The 18538-nt window shown below is 31.0% G+C and carries 20 protein-coding genes and 1 riboswitch; of the genes, 18 read left to right on the forward strand and 2 right to left on the reverse strand.

The genetic code is table 11. The annotated features are described in order from the left end of the window. Window positions 1-16: 16 nt before the first annotated feature. Window positions 17-1159 carry a universal stress protein gene (locus E0E45_RS17405; protein WP_130892298.1) on the forward strand — a complete coding sequence of 381 codons (1143 nt, stop codon included), beginning with the start codon at window positions 17-19 and terminating at the stop codon, window positions 1157-1159. 63 nt (window positions 1160-1222) lie between these two features. Here the strand turns inward: E0E45_RS17405 and E0E45_RS17410 are convergent, their stop codons facing one another. Both E0E45_RS17410 and E0E45_RS17415 read right to left on the reverse strand, forming a co-directional pair. Further along, complete coding sequence (locus E0E45_RS17410) at window positions 1223-2056, reverse strand: peptidoglycan DD-metalloendopeptidase family protein (protein WP_130892299.1); 834 nt, start codon at window positions 2054-2056, stop codon at window positions 1223-1225. Between the two features lie 23 nt (window positions 2057-2079). Continuing rightward, the gene (locus E0E45_RS17415; RefSeq protein WP_130892300.1) at window positions 2080-3411 is read right to left on the reverse strand and encodes an MATE family efflux transporter; all 1332 of its coding nucleotides are present in this window, start codon (window positions 3409-3411) and stop codon (window positions 2080-2082) included. Window positions 3412-3581: 170 nt separating this feature from the next. Beyond that, window positions 3582-3708: riboswitch (FMN riboswitch) on the forward strand. Window positions 3709-3795: 87 nt separating this feature from the next. Here E0E45_RS17415 and ribE point away from each other — a divergent pair. From ribE to E0E45_RS17500, 17 genes are all read left to right on the forward strand, one after another. Next, window positions 3796-4257, forward strand: a complete 462-nt coding sequence (gene ribE, locus E0E45_RS17420) for a 6,7-dimethyl-8-ribityllumazine synthase (RefSeq protein ID WP_005979071.1) — start codon at window positions 3796-3798, stop codon at window positions 4255-4257. Between the two features lie 17 nt (window positions 4258-4274). Next, entirely contained in the window at window positions 4275-5336 is a 1062-nt protein-coding gene (gene ribD, locus E0E45_RS17425) for a bifunctional diaminohydroxyphosphoribosylaminopyrimidine deaminase/5-amino-6-(5-phosphoribosylamino)uracil reductase RibD (protein WP_130892375.1), read from the forward strand. A gap of 17 nt (window positions 5337-5353) precedes the next feature. Then, entirely contained in the window at window positions 5354-6001 is a 648-nt protein-coding gene (locus E0E45_RS17430) for a riboflavin synthase (protein ID WP_172604242.1), read from the forward strand. A 17-nt stretch (window positions 6002-6018) separates the two neighbouring features. Then, the gene (locus E0E45_RS17435; protein ID WP_130892302.1) at window positions 6019-7212 is read left to right on the forward strand and encodes a bifunctional 3,4-dihydroxy-2-butanone-4-phosphate synthase/GTP cyclohydrolase II; all 1194 of its coding nucleotides are present in this window, start codon (window positions 6019-6021) and stop codon (window positions 7210-7212) included. 113 nt (window positions 7213-7325) lie between these two features. Further along, window positions 7326-8267: an RluA family pseudouridine synthase gene (locus E0E45_RS17440; RefSeq protein WP_130892303.1), complete on the forward strand. Its 942-nt coding sequence runs from the start codon at window positions 7326-7328 to the stop codon at window positions 8265-8267. A 13-nt stretch (window positions 8268-8280) separates the two neighbouring features. Next, the gene (locus E0E45_RS17445; protein ID WP_130892304.1) at window positions 8281-9000 is read left to right on the forward strand and encodes a ribonuclease HII; all 720 of its coding nucleotides are present in this window, start codon (window positions 8281-8283) and stop codon (window positions 8998-9000) included. A gap of 16 nt (window positions 9001-9016) precedes the next feature. Continuing rightward, entirely contained in the window at window positions 9017-9376 is a 360-nt protein-coding gene (locus E0E45_RS17450) for a YraN family protein (protein ID WP_130892305.1), read from the forward strand. Beyond that, the gene (locus E0E45_RS17455; RefSeq protein WP_005949092.1) at window positions 9360-9563 is read left to right on the forward strand and encodes a zinc finger protein; all 204 of its coding nucleotides are present in this window, start codon (window positions 9360-9362) and stop codon (window positions 9561-9563) included. The genes E0E45_RS17450 and E0E45_RS17455 overlap by 17 nt, the downstream gene beginning before the upstream one ends. Continuing rightward, complete coding sequence (locus E0E45_RS17460; RefSeq protein WP_130892306.1) at window positions 9538-10176, forward strand: ComF family protein; 639 nt, start codon at window positions 9538-9540, stop codon at window positions 10174-10176. Before E0E45_RS17455 ends, E0E45_RS17460 begins: the two co-directional genes overlap by 26 nt. Window positions 10177-10194: 18 nt before the next feature. Beyond that, the gene (locus E0E45_RS17465) at window positions 10195-10806 is read left to right on the forward strand and encodes a chemotaxis protein (protein WP_130892307.1); all 612 of its coding nucleotides are present in this window, start codon (window positions 10195-10197) and stop codon (window positions 10804-10806) included. A 93-nt stretch (window positions 10807-10899) separates the two neighbouring features. Continuing rightward, window positions 10900-11655 carry a triose-phosphate isomerase gene (gene tpiA / locus E0E45_RS17470; RefSeq protein WP_130892308.1) on the forward strand — a complete coding sequence of 252 codons (756 nt, stop codon included), beginning with the start codon at window positions 10900-10902 and terminating at the stop codon, window positions 11653-11655. A gap of 17 nt (window positions 11656-11672) precedes the next feature. Next, window positions 11673-13193, forward strand: a complete 1521-nt coding sequence (gpmI, locus tag E0E45_RS17475) for a 2,3-bisphosphoglycerate-independent phosphoglycerate mutase (RefSeq protein ID WP_130892309.1) — start codon at window positions 11673-11675, stop codon at window positions 13191-13193. Between the two features lie 459 nt (window positions 13194-13652). Beyond that, entirely contained in the window at window positions 13653-15137 is a 1485-nt protein-coding gene (locus tag E0E45_RS17480; RefSeq protein WP_130892310.1) for a Na+/H+ antiporter NhaC family protein, read from the forward strand. Window positions 15138-15328: 191 nt separating this feature from the next. Further along, window positions 15329-15688 (forward strand): hypothetical protein, encoded by a 360-nt coding sequence (locus E0E45_RS17485; RefSeq protein ID WP_130892311.1) that lies wholly within the window; start codon window positions 15329-15331, stop codon window positions 15686-15688. Between the two features lie 52 nt (window positions 15689-15740). Continuing rightward, window positions 15741-17231 carry a Na+/H+ antiporter NhaC family protein gene (locus tag E0E45_RS17490; RefSeq protein ID WP_130892312.1) on the forward strand — a complete coding sequence of 497 codons (1491 nt, stop codon included), beginning with the start codon at window positions 15741-15743 and terminating at the stop codon, window positions 17229-17231. 230 nt (window positions 17232-17461) lie between these two features. Further along, window positions 17462-17812 (forward strand): hypothetical protein, encoded by a 351-nt coding sequence (locus E0E45_RS17495; RefSeq protein WP_130892313.1) that lies wholly within the window; start codon window positions 17462-17464, stop codon window positions 17810-17812. 54 nt (window positions 17813-17866) lie between these two features. Then, a partial coding sequence (locus E0E45_RS17500; RefSeq protein ID WP_331865015.1) for a sodium/glutamate symporter occupies window positions 17867-18538 on the forward strand: 672 nt, incomplete at its 3' end.

The raw sequence follows: 18538 nt of genomic DNA on the forward strand, positions 1-18538 counted from the left end.
AAAGGAATCTTAAATTATGGAAGAAGAAAAAAGATTGACTCCAGAAGAGGCATTAAAAATATATAATAAAGAAAAAAAGGGAAAATTAAAAATATACCTTGGGTATTCACCAGGAGTAGGAAAAACTTATACAATGTTGAGAGAGGCTAACATAAGATTAAAAAGAGGTGAAGATATATGTATTGGATATATTGAGCCTCATGATAGGAAAGCTACAACAGAGCAAATAGGAATATTAGAAGAAATTTTACCTTTAGAGATAGAATATTGTGGCAAAAAATATAAAGAAGTGGATATAGAAGGAATTAAAAGAAGAAAACCAGAAACAGTTCTTATAGATGAACTTGCTCATACTAATATAAAAGGGAGTAAAAATAAAAAAAGATATGAAGATATCTTGGAAATATTAGAAGCAGGGATAAATGTCCATACAACTATGAATATTCAGCATCTTGAAAGTTTAAATGACACAATTCGTATAATAACAGGAATAATAGTGAGAGAAACCATTCCTGACAAAATAATAAATATAGCTGATGAAGTGGAAGTTATTGATATATCAGCTACTGGACTTGAGGAAAGACTTAAACGAGGAGAAATATATAATCTTCAAACTGTTCCAAATGCCCTTAAAAATTTTTTTAGACAAGGAAATCTTAATGCATTAAGGGAAATAGCTCTAAGACAAATAGCTCAGGAAGTTGATAATAATCTTGTTGAGTATATGGAAAATAAAAAAATAAATACTAATTGGTATACAACAGAAAGAGTTTTAGTTTCAATATCCTCTAGTCCTAAAGCTGGAAGAATAATTAGATATGGTGCAAGAATAGCTCAAAGATATAAATGTGAATTTTATGTCATATCAATAGAAACTACTGGAATTTTAAAAAAAGGATTTACAGAAGAAGAATGGAAAGTGATAGAGGATCATGAAAATCTGGCTAAAACTTTAGGAGCAGAAGTTATAAGACTAAAAGGAAAGGATATTGTCAAAGAGATATTAAAATTTTCTTCAGAGAAAAGAATAACTCAGATTGTTCTAGGACACAGTAAGAGAGGCAGATTAACTACTTTTTTTAAAGGATCAGTTATAAATAAAATAATAGAAAATTCAAAGGGAGCAGAGATAAGAATAGTTCCTTGGGAGAATATGTAAAAACTTCCTTTATAATAGGCAGAAAAAATGAGAAATCTGTTTATTATAAAGGAAGTTTATTTTTTACTTTTCCAATACTGGAGAATCAAGAAAAATATGCGGATTTACAAAAGTAGTTCCAATACTGATTGTGAAATGGAGATGAGGTCCAGTGGTAAAACCTGTATTTCCACTTTTTCCAATTGTATCCCCTTTTTTTATTATATCCCCTTCTTTTACATTTAAAGAACTCATGTGAGCATAGCTTGAGAATACATTCATTCCATGATCAATAACAATAGTATTTCCTGTAGTAGTCAACTCTCTGGCAAGAACTACTTTTCCAGAATTTGATGCTTTTAAAGTAGTTCCAACAGGAACAGGGAAATCAATACCTGAATGGTATCCTACCACCTTATTATTTACAAATCTCATGGCTCCAAAAGGGCTGCTGATTTTACTCTGTACAGGAAGTATAAAGTTACTGTCCCAAAGCTTTTTTTCAGCTGGACTTTTTTTAGCTTCAGCTACAAAATTAGTCATAGCCTTCATATTTTTTTCAGAACGTTTTTCTGACATAGTTTTAGAAACTGTTATATAGCTCTTTTTAAAATTTCCATCAAGGATTTTTACAGTTCTAGAAAGAACTTCATTGTCACCTTCAGATATTTTTACAGTATATACACCTTCAGGAGTAGAATAATGTACAGGAATAAGGGCAATTTTTCTATTATTTTCATTAAAACTTCTTATTTTTATATAAGAGTTTTTAAAAGTAATTTTATAGTCTTTATCAGCAGGATATTCAATATAGAAAAATCCACCTTGTTTAACTTCATTACCTGAAAATTTTATATCTTCTAATGCAAAAATTGAAATAGTTAAAGTAAAAAATATCAGTAATATTAATTTTTTCATTTATTTCTCCTTATTAGTTATTTTTAAGCAGAGGCTTTTATATAATTAACAGTGATTTTCTTCATAAATGGAATAGTGAGGATAGCTGTCACAAAGTCTGCAAAAGGCAGAGCAAGCCAGATACCATTTACTCCTATTAATTTTGGAAGAATAACCAGTCCTATAAATACAAAAAGAAAACTCCTAGACATACATATTACATTAGAAAACATAGGTCTGTCAACTGCTTGAAGATAAGCAATATTTACAAAATTGAATCCAAGAAATGAAAGAGCTATGGAATAAAGAATAAATCCTTTAGCAGATTCCACAACAAGTGGTGCATCATGAGTAAAGATTCTTACTACTGGGGTAGCAAGAAAAAATATTATTATAAGAGAAATTATGGAAGTTCCAAAAGTTACTTTATGAGCAAAAATAAGCATTTTTTTAACTCTATCTAAATTTTTTCTACCATAATTAAAACTTACTATTGGCTGAATTCCTTGTGAAAGTCCAGTGAAAAGCATTCTAAAGAACATAAAACTATAAGATATTATTCCATAGGCAGAAGCTCCAAAAACTCCGACAGCATTCATAAATGCGATATTAAGAAGAACTGTAATAACAGCTACTGCAAATTCCAGTACAAATGAAGGAAATCCAATAGATAAAAGTTTCTTTAAAAGAAAGAAATCTATTTTTTTTAAAGAAAGATCAAGCTTAAAGGTAGAGCCAATAAAATGTCTGCATAAATATACAGCAGATATTATTTGGCTGATGGCAGTAGCATAAGCACCACCTTCTATTCCTAAATTAAATTTAAAGATGAATAAGTAATCTAATATGATATTCAATCCAGCTCCTAAAAGAGTAGATACCATTGCTCTTCTTGGGGCATTATCATTTCTTACTACTGCATTTAATGACATAGATATCATAAGAAAAAAAGTAGATACTGTACATGGATACATATAACCTTTTATCATTGGTAACAGTTTTTCGTTTGCTCCCATAGCCATCATTAAAGGTTTGGTAAATAAAAATATCATACTTGCTACTATTATATATACAAAAATATTGAGAAGAATTATATGGGAGAAACATTTATTTTGATATTTAATGTCATCTTTTTTGAATGCAATAAGGGTAGCCCCTCCTATTCCAAACATTAAACTAAGAGCAACAGTAAAATTAATGATGGGATATCCAATATTTACAGCAGCAATTCCATCACTTCCTACTCCTCTTGTAATAAAGACACCATCAGCAATAGTATAAAGAGATGTTACTATCATACTGATAGTTGAAGGAACAGCAAAACTAAAAAAAAGCTTTGATATTTTTCCTGTCTCTAAATTCAAATTTTGTTTCATTTTTCCCCCTTTTTAATATTAATAAAATTTATATAAACAATATATATCATACACTATAAATGAAAAAATTCAATAGGATTTAAGAGGAAATTTTAAAAATATAGAAAAATATGTAGTTGACAAAAATAGAAAGCAGCTTTATACTATTTATGTAGAGAAATTAAATAAAAAATTATCTTCAGGGCAGGGTGAGCATTTTGTAATTCCCGACCGGCGGTAAAAGTCCGCGAAGACCTTTGGTCTTGATTTGGTGTAATTCCAAAACCGACAGTATAGTCTGGATGGAAGAAGAGAAAAGAAATCTTTTTTGATTGTCTTTTTTATGCTTTATAGCCCGGAGTTTATCTGGGTTTTTTTATTTGTCCTGAATCACAAGGAGGAAAAATGAAAGTATTAGAAGGAAATTATGCAGGTAGAGGGTTAAGAGTTGGAATTGTAGCAGCAAGATTTAATGAGTTCATCACATCTAAGTTAATAGGTGGAGCAGAGGATGCACTTGTTAGACATGAAGTTGCAAAAGATGATATTGAATTAGCTTGGGTACCTGGAGCATTTGAAATTCCTTTAGCAGCAAAGAAAATGGCAGAATCAGGGAGATATGATGCTGTAATTACTCTAGGAGCAGTAATTAAAGGATCGACACCGCATTTTGATTACGTTTGTGCAGAAGTTTCTAAAGGAGTGGCTACTGTAAGTCTTCAAAGTAATATACCTGTAATATTTGGTGTACTTACTACAAATACTATAGAAGAAGCTATCCAAAGAGCTGGAACAAAAGCAGGAAATAAAGGATTTGATGCTGGAGTTACAGCTATTGAAATGGTAAACTTGCTAAAGGGGATGTAATCATGGATAAGAAGTACATGGAGAGAGCATTGAAACTTGCTGCTTTGGGAGAAGGAAGTGTAAATCCAAATCCTATGGTAGGGGCAGTAGTAGTAAAAGATGGAAAAATTCTAGGGGAAGGATATCATAAAAAATATGGTGGACCTCATGCAGAAGTTTTTGCTCTGGAAGAAGCTGGAGAAAAAGCAAAAGGAGCAACTATCTATGTTACTTTAGAACCTTGTTCTCATTATGGAAAAACTCCTCCATGTGCTAAAAAAATAATAGATATGGGGATAAAAAGATGCGTTATCGCATCTTTAGACCCTAATCCACTAGTATCTGGAAGAGGTATAAAAATGATGACAGACGCTGGTATTGAAGTAATTACTGGCATCATGGAAAAAGAAGCTTTAGAACTCAACAGAGTTTTTATGAAATATATATCAACAAAGACACCATATCTTTTTTTGAAATGTGGAATAACATTAGATGGGAAGATAGCCAGCAGAACAGGTAATTCAAAATGGATAACTAATGAATTGGCAAGAGAAAAAGTACAAAAACTGAGAAATAAATATATGGGAATAATGGTAGGAATAAATACAGTTCTTGCAGATGACCCAAGTCTTACAGCTAGAATAAAAAATGGAAGAAATCCATATAGAATAGTGATAGATCCATTTTTAGATATTCCTATAGATTCAAAATTTGTAAATTTTGAAGATGGAAAAAGTATTCTGGTTACTTCATATGATAATGGAGAAAAAGAAAAAATCTCTTTTTTAAAAAATAGAAATATAAATGTGATTTTTTTAGAGGGAACAGATTTTAAAATATGTGATATATTGAAAAAAGTTGGAGAAATAGGAATAGATGGAGTCCTTTTAGAAGGAGGAAGCTTCCTTATATCAAGGGCTTTTGCTGAAAATGCTATAGATGGCGGAGAGATATTTATTGCTCCAAAAATATTGGGAGATGGGGAGGCAATGCCTTTTATAAAGGGATTTAATTGTGAAAATATTTCTGATGGATTTCAGCTGGAAAATGTTAAAATAAATAATTATGGGAATAATGTATCGATGGAATTTTACAGATAGAGAGGAGAGTGAGTTCTATTTTTACAGGACTTGTAGAAGAGATGGGAGAAGTCCTTGCTATTGAAAATGGTGAGAAATCTCTTAAGATAAAAATAAAATGTAAAAAAGTCTTAGATAAAAGTAAGATTGGAGATAGTATAGCAACAAATGGAACTTGTCTTACTGCTGTTGAGATAGGGGAGAACTATTTCACTGCTGACTGCATGTATGAAACAGTAAAAAGAACTAATCTAAAAAGACTTAAAGCAGGAGATAAGGTAAATCTTGAAAAATCTATCACATTGGCAACTCCTCTTGGAGGACATCTTGTAACAGGAGATGTGGACTGTGAAGGAACTATTGCTTCAATAACTTCTGAAGGAATAGCTAAGATATATGAGATAGAGATAGACAGACAATATATGAAATATGTAGTGGAAAAAGGAAGAGTAACTTTAGATGGAGCAAGTTTGACAGTTATGAGAATGACAGATAATAGTTTAAGTGTATCTCTTATACCACATACTCAGGAAATGGTAACATTAGGAAGTAAAAATATAGGAGATCATATAAATGTAGAAACTGATCTCATAGGAAAATATGTAGAAAGACTGCTTAGTTTTTCTGGTGAAGATAAAAAAGAAGGATTACTTACAAGAGAGTTTCTCTTGGAAAATGGATTTTAAAGGAGAGTGAATTAATAATGTTAGATAGAATAGAAGACGCTCTGGAAGATTTAAGAGCTGGAAAATCAATAATTGTAGTAGATGATGAAAATCGTGAGAATGAAGGAGATATAATCTGTGCAGCAGAGTTTGCAACATTAGAAAATGTAAATCTTATGGCTGCCCATGCAAGAGGACTTATCTGTATGCCTATGTCACAAGAATATATAGAAAAATTAGATCTACCTCAAATGTGTAGTGATAATACTGATAATCATTGTACAGCTTTTACAGTGTCTATTGATCATGTGGATACAACAACTGGAATTTCAGCATACGAGCGTGGAATTACAGCTATGAAAGTAGTAGAGGAAGGTGCAAAACCAAAAGATTTTAGAAGACCAGGACACATGTTCCCTCTTAGAGCAAAAGAAGGAGGAGTTCTTGTAAGAAATGGGCATACAGAAGCAACTGTAGATCTTATGGTACTTGCAGGGCTTAAACCAGTAGGATTATGTTGCGAAATAATGAAAGAAGATGGAATGATGGCAAGAATGGATGACCTTCAGGAATTTGCTAAAAAATTTAATCTTAAAATGATATCTATAGAAGATCTTCAAAAATACAGAAGAAAAAATGAAAAACTTATGGAAATATCTGTAAAAGCAAAAATGCCAACTGCTCAAGGAGAATTTGAAATTGTTGGTTTTGATAATAAACTTGATGACAAAGAGCATATTGCCCTTATAAAAGGAGATTTGGAAGGAAAAGAAGATGTTCTTATAAGAATCCATTCAGAATGTTTCACTGGAGATATTTTAGGATCATTAAGATGTGATTGTGGTTCTCAATTAAAAAGAGCTATGAAGAGAGTAGATGAAGAGGGAGAGGGAGCAGTTCTTTATTTAAGACAGGAAGGAAGAGGAATTGGACTTCTTAATAAACTTAGAGCTTATACTCTTCAGGATAATGGGGCAGATACTGTAGAAGCAAATGTAAAACTTGGATTTGATCCAGATATGAGAGATTATTCTATAGCAGCTCAAATGATAAAAGCTCTTGGAATAAAATCAGTAAGGGTAATGACTAACAACCCAGAAAAAATTAAAGGGCTTGAAGAGTATGGAATAAAAGTAACTGGAAGAGAAGCTATTGAAACAGGATTTAATCCATCTAATGAAAGATATATGAAAACTAAAAAAGAAAAAATGGGGCATATACTTCACATCTAATATAAGAAAATAAAGTATTTGGGGAAATGAGTTCATCATTTAAAAAAATGGACTCATTTCTTTTTTTTCCAATAAATGCTATAATTAAAAAAAATAAAAAATGTGGAGAAATTATGGAAAATATTAAAGAAACAATAACTGTATCTGCTAATGAAAATGATAAGGGAAAAAGAATAGATAGTTTTTTGAATGAAGTAATAGATGATGCAACAAGATCATACATCCAAAAAATAATTGATAATGGATATGTGGAAATAACTGGGAAAAAAGTTACCAAAAGTGGGAACAAACTTAAAGGAACAGAAACAATAGTAGTAAATATTCCAGAAGATGAAATTCTTGATGTGATACCAGAAAATATTCCTCTTAATATAATATATGAAGATAAGGATATAGTTGTCCTAAATAAAGCACCTGATATGGTAGTTCATCCGGCTCATGGAAACTATAGTGGAACTCTTGTAAATGCTCTGCTTTATCATATAAAGGATCTTTCTACTATCAATGGAGTAATAAGACCTGGGATTGTTCACAGGCTGGATAAGGACACAAGTGGTGTTATAGTAGTGGCTAAAAATGATGAAGCTCATTCAACTCTTTCAGATATGTTTAAGGAAAAGACTTTGGAAAAAATATATGTCTGCATAGCTAAAGGGATATTTAAGGATAAATCTGGAAGAGTAGAAACTCTTATAGGAAGAGATTCAAAAGACAGAAAAAAGATGACTGTAGTAGATATAAATGGAAAAAATGCTATTTCTAATTATGAAGTATTAGATGAAGGGAAAAATTTCTCCCTTGTAAAAGTGAGAATAGAAACAGGAAGAACTCATCAGATAAGAGTTCATATGAAGTATCTTAATCATCCAATATTGGGGGATTCAGTATATGGGAACAGTAGCGAGGGAGTAAAGAGGCAAATGCTTCATGCATACAAGTTAAAATTTATCCATCCTATAACTAAAAAAGAAATGGTAGTTACAGCAGATATACCAGAAGATTTTAAGAGAGCAGCAAAATTTGCTGGAGTAGATATAGATAAAATAAATTTCTAAAAAAGGACTGATCATGAAAAATAAAAAGAATGATGAAAGACCAGAAAATCAACTAGGACTTTTTTCTGTAGAAGAGAAAAAAGTAACAAGAGGAAGAAAGAAAAAAGAAATTTTAAATCAAGAAGAGGAAGATATATCACTTCGTGATTTCGATATTAACATAGGAGAAGAAATCATAGGAGTAGATGAAGCAGGGAGAGGACCTCTGGCAGGAGCTGTAGTAGCTGCTGCTGTAAAAATAAAAGACTACAACAGTAAGTTAGATGAAATAAATGACTCAAAGCAATTATCAGAAAAAAAGAGAGAAAAGCTTTATGATGTTATAAAGGAACATTTTTATGTAGGTGTTGGAGTAGCAGATTCTAAAGAGATAGATGAAATAAATATACTCAATGCTACATTTTTAGCGATGAGAAGAGCTTTAGAGAATTTGAAGAAAGAGTGTGATGGAGAATATCTTGTATTAGTAGATGGAAATTTTAAGATAAGAGAGTACAAAGGAAGACAGGAACCTGTAATTAAAGGTGATGGAAAAAGCCTTTCCATAGCAGCAGCTTCAATAATAGCAAAAGTAACAAGAGATAGAATGATGAGAGAAGAAGCTCTTAAATATCCTCTATATGGTTTTGAAAAGCATAAAGGTTATGGAACGAAACAACATAGAGATGCAATAGAAGAGCATGGAGTATTAGATATACACAGAAAAAGTTTTCTTACTAAAATATTAAAATAAAAGACTGGAGTTTCTTATGAATAAAAGAAAAAAAGGAAGCATTTATGAAGAGAGAGCAGCAGAGTTTTTAGAAAAAAATTCATATGAAATTTTAGAAAAAAATTACCATGGTAAACATGGAGAGATAGATTTAATAGCATTAAAGGATGGACAAATCATATTTATCGAGGTAAAATATAGAGAAACATCTAAGTATGGTTATGGTGTAGAAGCTGTAGATAAAAGAAAAGCTGTGAGAATATATAAGACTGCAGAGGAGTATCTTATAAAAAATCATATGGAAGATCATAATATTAGATTTGACTGTATAAGCTATTTAGGAGAAAATCAAGAATGGCTTAAAAATATTTTATGGGGTGATGAAATTGGATTTTAAGTGTGTAAAATGCGGATGTGATAAATATCAGGTAAAAACTTCGATTTTACCAGAAAAAAGTCCAGGATTGAGGCTGGAATTGAGTACTTATTATATAAAGACATGCTTAAACTGTGGATATACAGAAATATATTCTGCAAAAATAGTGGATATGGAAAAAGATGAAGAGCTTAAGCCAGAATTTTAGAAAACTTTTCTTTTCAGTAAAATGTTCAATATGTGGAAAAATTGTGGATTCTGAAAATCATTACATATGTCATGAGTGTTTCAAAATATTGAGAAGAAAAGGTGAAATAAAAAATATAGATAATTATTACTTCTTATACTATTATGAAGAAGATATAAAAAAAGTTATAACAGATTACAAACTTAAGAATAGAAAGGGACTTTCGAAAGAAATTTCTATTTTAATAAAAAAACCTTTAAAGGAACTGATAAGTGAAAAAAGAATAAATATAGTGATACCAGTTCCAATAAGTAGAAACAGAATGAGAGAAAGAGGTTTTAATCAGGTTGAAGAAATATTGAAAGAATTGGATATAGGTTATAAAACAATAGATAGAATAAAAGATACAGAACATATGTATTCTATATTAGAAGAGAAAAGAAGAGAAGAAAACATTAAAAAAGCCTTTAAAAATAATGAGGTAAATGCAGATGGAAAAAATATACTCATAATAGATGATATAGTAACTACAGGAAGTACAATAAGAGAAGTAGTGAAAGAGATAAGTGAAAAAAGTTCTCCAAAAGAGATATATATTTTTTCTGTAGCGATGTCAAAATTCTTTAAAAAATAAATAAAAACAGAGGTTATGATGGAAGTATATGTAGATAATGTAAAAATGGAGATGAAACAGAAAAATTTTAAAAGTTTGGGAAATGCAATTTCTGCAATCAATAAAAAACTTATGAAAGAAAATAAAATACCCCATGAAATATATGTGAATGGGAGTACTTTAAGAGATAACAGTATTATAGGAGGAAAGGATCTTAAAGTTATTGAAGTAATAACAAAAACTCATGGAGCTATGATATTAGAATCAATTCTTACTGCTAAAGAATCTATAGACAGATATTTTGATATATTTGATGATATGGAAGAAAGCGGACAGGAAAGCCTTAATGATGAAGATGAAATACAGCTCATAGAAATGGTGATTTTTTTGAGATGGTTTTATAATCTTCTTCTTTTAATAAAGGAAAATCATATACTTGATTTTATATATGAAGACTTTGATGAATATATAGAAGATTTCAGGAAAGAACTGGAAGTTGCAGAGAAGGCATATGAAGCAAGAGATCTCATTGGATTTATAGATATACTTGAGTTCTCGATAGGAGATCTTCTGGTAGAATTTTATGATAATGTAGAAGATTATTACAATGATATTGCTGAAGAAGAAAATCGTAAAAGATTGCTCAATTAATAGTTATTATATGACCAATGATACATTTGAAAAATAATGATTACTGTGATAATATTTATTGAAAAGTAAATATAAAAATGGAGGTTATTTAGGATGAGAAAAAAAGTTATAGCTGGGAACTGGAAAATGAATAAAACTAATGCAGAAGCGGTGGAAATGCTTACTGAATTAAAGGAGCTTGTAAAAGGAATAGATAATGTTGGAATAATAATAGGAGCTCCCTTTACAGCTCTGTCAGATGCTGTAAAGGCTGTAAAAGGAAGCAATATAGCAATAGCAGCAGAAAATGTTTATCCAAAAGATTCAGGAGCATATACAGGGGAAGTTTCTCCATCTATGCTTAAAGCTATAGGAGTAGAATATGTTATTTTAGGGCATTCAGAAAGAAGAGAATATTTTAAAGAATGTGATGAATTTATAAATGAAAAAGTAAAAGCTGTACTAGCTGCTGGAATGTTGCCAATACTATGTATTGGGGAAAAATTAGAAGAAAGAGAATCAGGAAAAACTGGTGAAGTTACTGAAACTCAAATCAGAGGTGGATTGAAAGATCTTACTGCTGAAGAAGCTAAAAAAGTAATAGTTGCCTATGAACCAGTATGGGCAATAGGAACAGGAAAAACTGCTACACCTGAAATGGCACAAGAAACACACAGACAAGTAAGAGATGTACTTGTGTCTATGTTTGGAAATGAAACTGCTGAAGAGATGATAATCCAATATGGAGGATCAATGAAACCTGATAATGCTGTTGAATTATTAGCACAAAAGGATATTGATGGTGGACTTATAGGAGGAGCATCTTTAAAAGCTTCTTCATTTGCTAAAATAGTTGTAGCAGGAAAATAAAAGAGGTGGAAAATCGAATGAACAAAAAACCATTAATGCTTATGATATTAGATGGATGGGGTATTAATAAACATCCAGAACAAAAAAATGCAATAGTAGCTGCAAATCCTGAAAATTTTTATAGACTTGAAAAAGAGTATCCTCATTCTGAACTGGAAGCTTCTGGTGAAGCTGTCGGACTTCCAGATGGACAAATGGGAAATTCAGAAGTAGGACATTTAAATATAGGATCAGGAAGAGTAGTTTATCAGCCATTGGTAGAGATATCTAAAGATATTAGAGAAGGAACTTTTTTTAATAATGAAGTTTTAAAAGAAGCTTTTGAATATGCAGTAAAAGAAGGAAAACCTGTACATTTTGGAGGTTTAGTATCTCCAGGAGGAGTGCATTCACATACTGACCATCTTTATGGACTTTTAATGATGGCTAAAAAATATGGTGTGAAAGCTTATATCCATGCTTTTCTTGATGGAAGAGATACAGCTCCTGAATCTGGAGAGGGATTTTTGAAAGATCTTGAAGTTAAGATAAAAGAAATAGGTGAAGGTAAAATAGCAACTATATCTGGTAGATATTATGCTATGGATAGAGATAAAAACTGGGACAGAGTAAAAAAAGCTTATGATGCAATGGTATATGGAGTAGGAAATCATGCTTCTTCAGCTATTGAAGCCATAGAAAAATCTTATGCTGAAAAAGTAAGTGATGAGTTTGTAATTCCTACTGTAGTATGTCCAGAAGGAACTATCAAAAAAGGTGATGTATTCATAAACTTCAATTTCAGGCCTGACAGAGCAAGAGAAATAACAAGAGCTTTAAATGATAAAGAATTTTCTGGATTTGAAAGAGAATATTTAGGACTTAAATATTATTGTATGCGTCAATATGATTCTACTATAGATGCACCAGTAATTTATGGAGAAAAAGATATAACTAATACTCTTGGAGAAGTTATATCAAAAGCAGGATTAAAACAATTAAGAACAGCTGAAACAGAAAAATATGCTCATGTAACTTTCTTCTTTAATGGAGGAAAGGAAGCGCAGTATGAAGGAGAAGAGAGAAAACTTGTAGCATCTCCTAAAGTAGCTACATATGATCTTCAGCCTGAGATGTCAGCCTGCGGAGTTACAGAAGGACTTATAGAAGCTCTGGATTCAGGTAAATTTGATGTTATTATAGTTAACTATGCTAACCCTGATATGGTAGGTCACACAGGGGTATTTGAAGCTGCTGTAGCTGCTGTGAAGAAAATAGATTTCTGTTTAGGAAAGGTTTCTCAGAAAGTACTTGAACTTGGTGGAACACTTTTAGTGACAGCAGATCATGGAAATGTTGAGCTTATGGAAGATCCTGTTACAAAAATACCATTTACTGCTCATACAACAAACAAAGTTCCATTTATAATGGTTTCAAATAAATATAAGAATTATAAGCTTGAAGATGGAAAATTATCTGATATAGCTCCAACTATGCTTGAAATTTTGGGTATAAACAAACCAGAAGAAATGAATGGAAAATCATTATTAGTAAAATAAAATAATTTATAACATTTCTTAAAAAGGTACCTGTTTTTAAAACAGATACCTTTTTTGTTTGATTAAAAAAATTTTAAATGAATAAAAAAATTGAAAAATTTTTTAAGATAAATGATTTAAAAAATAAGAATTAGGAAAAGGGCAATTTTTATACATTTCTCTTAGTAAAAGATGGGATATAAATATTAAAAAACAAGTGTAATATGTTTAGTTTTGAAATATATAGCTTGACAACTAAACGAAAAGATGGTAAAAAAGTAATAGGAAACAGGAATAAAAGCAGAATGAGTATACCTAGGAAGGTTTATTTTTATAAATTATTCTAACAGAGGAAAAAAGAAAGTATAGGTTAGGGATGTATTTTTTTATTTTTTTTGAAAGAATATAAAATAAAACTTATAGATACTGCTGCTATGAGTTATTCTTGTTTAAACTTAATAATATTTTGGAGGTAAAAATATGATAGCAGTACTTAAGTTAAGTCCAGTTTTTGTGCTAGCAGCACTTATGATAAGTGGATTTGATGCTTTAATCGCAGCACCTTTAGCAACAATAGTTGCAGCATTGATAGCTATGTGGACAGAAAAGAAAAATTTCGCATACATACTAGATGCAGCGATAACAAATGTAAGAGAGATAACAATTGCATTGTTCATCTTGATGGCAGCTTATGCTCTAGCAGAAACATTTATGTCAACTGGAGTTGGAGCATCAATCATCAATATGGCATTGAACTTGGGGATAACAGGGAAAACTGTTGCACTTACAGGGGCAATAGTAACATCTGTACTATCAATAGCTACTGGAACAAGCTGGGGAACATTTGCAGCTTGTGCGCCTATCTTCTTATGGCTTAACCATATAGTAGGAGGAAATATTCTTCTGACTACTGCAGCAATAGCTGGTGGAGCATGTTTTGGAGATAATATTGGTCTTATTTCAGATACTACAATAGTAAGTTCTGGAATACAAGGAGTAGAAGTTGTTAGAAGAATCAGACACCAAGGTGTTTGGTCAGGTCTTGTATTATTAACTGGAGTAATAGCTTTTGGAGTAGCAGGAATGATGATGGGTCTTCCATCAGTAACTGGAAATGGAGCAGAAGCTATCAATCAAATACCAGCAGAAGTATGGACAAAACTAGCTGAAGAAAGAGAATCAGCAGTTACATTATTGAATCAGGTAAGAGATGGAGTTCCTTATTATATGGTAATTCCTTTGATATTAGTTCTTGTTGCAGCATTTATGGGATATCAGACATTTATCTGTTTATTCTTAGGAATAGCAGCTGCATATGTACTTGGTAAATTTGCAGGAACTGTAACTAGTACTACAGATTATTTAAATGATCTTGTTATGACAGGATTTGCAGATGCAGGATCATGGGTTGTAGTAATGATGATGTGGGTAGCAGCATTTGGTGGAATAATGAAGGTAATGGATGCTTTCAAACCTGTATCAGATTTAGTTGGAAAAATTTCTAGAAATGTAAGACAGCTTATGTTCTGGAATGCCGTTCTTTCAATATTTGGAAATATGGCACTTGCAGATGAAATGGCTCAAATAGTAACTATTGGACCTATTATAAGAAACCTTGTTGAAAAGAATGTAGTTGGAAGTGAAGAGGATATATATACTCTTAAACTTAGAAATGCAACATTCAGTGATGCAATGGGAGTATTTGGATCTCAATTGATTCCATGGCACGTTTACATTGGATTCTATATAGGGATAGCTTCAACAGTATATCCATTACATGAGTTCATAGCAATAGATATTATAAAATATAACTTTATAGCATTCATAGCTGTATTTAGTATGTTGTTCTTAACTTTAACAGGTTTTGATAGATTTATACCTAAATTTGCTCTGCCTAGAGAACCTCAAGTAAGATTAAAAACTGCTGAAGAGAAAAAAGCTGATGAAGCAGGAATTCGTGCATAATAATTAAAAATTAAATAATATGGGGGCAGAATTGTTTAACTGTCCCTCATTTTTTTAAAAAATAAAAATTTTTTAAAAAAATATTTGTGTGGAAAAATATTTTTATAATCATTGACAAAAAATATAAAAAGTGGTAGTAGTATAGTTAATGAACGTCTTTAAAATTAAATTGAGGGAGGATGGACTTAATAATGAAAGCAAAATTATTTTACTTTATAATTTCGTGTATATTTGCTGTAGTTACTTCAACAAATAATAAAATAGATACAGTCCATTTTCAATTTAAAGAAAAAGGAGAAAATATACTCCTATTGGAGATGCAAGAAAATAAAATTAAAAATTATACTCCAATCCTTGTTAATAAAATAGAACCAGAAAGTAATTTTACTAATAGAATAAAAGGAAAATTTGATGTTTTTTATGAAAATGTTTTTAATACAGAAATAAGCAAAGAAATTAATAGAAATAAAAAAGAAAAAGAAATACCTGATAAGACTTTACCATATTATACAATTTTATATCGCTATAAGAGTCGAGTGCTCCGGATTTAATTTTACCCATCTCTCAGATAATTAAAATTAAATAAATTAACCGGAGGCAAAGATGGGAATAACAGCAATAATTAAATTAGTACCAGTATTGGTTTTGGCAGCACTTATGATGAGTGGATTTGATGCTTTAATAGCAGCACCTCTAGCAACAATGGTTGCAGCAGCAGTAGCAATGTGGACTGAGAAGAAAAACTTTTCTCATGTTTTAGATGCAGCAATAACAAATGTAAGAGAGATAACAATTGCATTGTTTATTTTGATGGCTGCATATGCTATGGCTGAAGTATTCATGTCAACAGGAGTTGGAGCATCAATCATCAACATGGCATTGACTCTTGGGATTACAGGGAAAACTGTTGCACTTGTAGGAGCGATAGTAACATCTGTACTATCAATAGCTACTGGAACAAGCTGGGGAACATTTGCAGCCTGTGCACCTATTTTCTTATGGCTTAATCACATAGTAGGAGGAAATATTCTGCTGACTGTGGGAGCTATAGCAGGAGGAGCATGCTTTGGAGATAATATTGGTCTTATTTCAGATACTACAATAGTAAGTTCTGGAATACAAGGAGTAGAAGTTGTTAGAAGAGTAAAACATCAAGGTGTATGGTCTGGATTAGTATTATTATGTGGAATAGTATCTTTTGGTATAGCAGGAATGATAATGGTACCTTCATCAGTAGCTGGAAATGGAGCAGAAGCTATCAATCAAATACCAGCAGAGGTATGGGCAAAACTAGCTGAAGAAAGAGAATCAGCAGTTACATTATTGAATCAGGTAAGAGATGGAGTTCCTTATTATATGATAATTCCATTAATATTAGTTCTTATCACAGCATTTATGGGATACCAAACATTTATATGTTTGTTTTTAGGAATAGCTTCTGCATATGTGCTTGGTAAATTTGCAGGAACTGTAACTGATACAAATTCTTTCTTCAATGATTTAATTATGTCAGGATTTGCAGATGCAGGATCATGGGTTGTAGTAATGATGATGTGGGTAGCAGCATTTGGTGGAATAATGAAAATGATGGATGCCTTTAAGCCATTGTCAGATCTTCTTGGAAGAATATCAAGAAATGTAAGACAGCTTATGTTCTGGAATGCTGTTCTTTCAATATTTGGAAATATGGCACTTGCAGATGAAATGGCTCAAATAGTAACTATTGGTCCAATTATCAAGAATCTTGTGGAAAAAAATGTAGTTGCCAGTGAAGAAGATATGTATACACTAAAATTGAGAAATGCAACATTCAGTGATGCAATGGGAGTGTTTGGATCTCAATTGATTCCATGGCATGTATACATAGGGTTCTATATTGGTATAGCAGCTACAGTTTATCCATTGCATGAATTTGTACCTATAGACATAATAAAATATAATTTTATTGCATACATAGCTGTTTTTAGTATGCTTATTTTGACATTAACTGGTTGGGACAGATTTATACCTAAATTTGCTCTTCCTAGGGAACCAAAAGTAAGATTAAAGACGAAAGAGGAAATAGCAGCTGATGAGGCAGCTCTTCATGTATAAAAACAATGAAAATATAGTTAATTTTTATAACTTTCATTAAAATAAGTGAACAATAAAATTGAATAATATATAAAATGAATGAAAATCAAAAAAAACTTTTATTTTTTGAAATAATGATGAGTTGATTTTCATTTAAAAAGAGTTTTTATTGACAATTATGTTTAAAAATGGTATAAGATAATTATAAAATTTTAATTATAAAAGATTATTTAAATAAGGAGGGGAGCAAGTTGAAAAGAAAATTTTTATATTTTATGATTGCTTGTGTATTTGCAATTGTAACTACATCTAGTGCAACTCAAAATACTTCCCTTCCTATTTTTAGAGAAGTTACAACTAATAGAATATTTGAAGATATACAAAAAAATAATGAAAAAAATTATCCGCTCTTTACAATCAAAAAAATTGATATGGAAAAAGGGATTGTTCATAAAGATGAAATTGTATATTTGGAAGATAAGCTGAAAATTGAAGTATATTCTCTTCCAGAAATGAAAACTGAATTAATGGAAAAAGTGATTAGGTTAAGACCTATTTATACAATATTATCTCGTTATAAAGAACGGGTACTTCGAAATTAGAAAATCCATATATTTTTTATTAAAAACAATAAAATATTATATGGAGGGAAAATTATGTTGACACTAAATTTTAATATGGCAGAAACACTGGCAGTTGCAATAGTTGTACTTTTACTTGGTAGAGAGGTTAAGAAAAGAGTTGCTTTTCTTGAAAGATTCTTTATCCCTGCTCCAGTAGTAGGTGGAGTTATATTTTCTATACTTCTATTGATTGGACATAATACTGGTGCTTTCAGCTTTAATTTTGATGGTGTTTTGAAAGATTTTCTAATGTTGATATTCTTCACTACAATAGGATTTACTGCAAGTGGAAAACTATTGAAAAAAGGTGGAGTTGGAGTTGCTATATTCCTGATAACTGCTACTGTTCTTGTAATAATTCAAGATATAGTAGGAGTATCATTAGCTAAAGTATTTGGACTTAATCCATTACTTGGACTTGCTGTAGGTTCTATACCATTAACAGGGGGACATGGAACTTCTGGAGCATTTGGACCAGTTCTTGAAGAATTTGGAGCTACAGGAGGACTTTCTGTTTCAATAGCTGCTGCAACTTATGGATTAATTGCAGGATGTCTAATTGGAGGTCCTATTGCTAAAAGACTTAAAGAAAAATATAATTTAAAACCTAACTTAGAAGAAGCAGGAATGTCAATTGAAGAATTAGAAGATGAAACTGCTAAACCAGTATCAGAGTCTACTTTATTTGATGCAGTAGTAGTTATT

Source organism: Fusobacterium ulcerans ATCC 49185 (genome assembly GCF_900683735.1).
Classification (GTDB): domain Bacteria; phylum Fusobacteriota; class Fusobacteriia; order Fusobacteriales; family Fusobacteriaceae; genus Fusobacterium_A; species Fusobacterium_A ulcerans_A.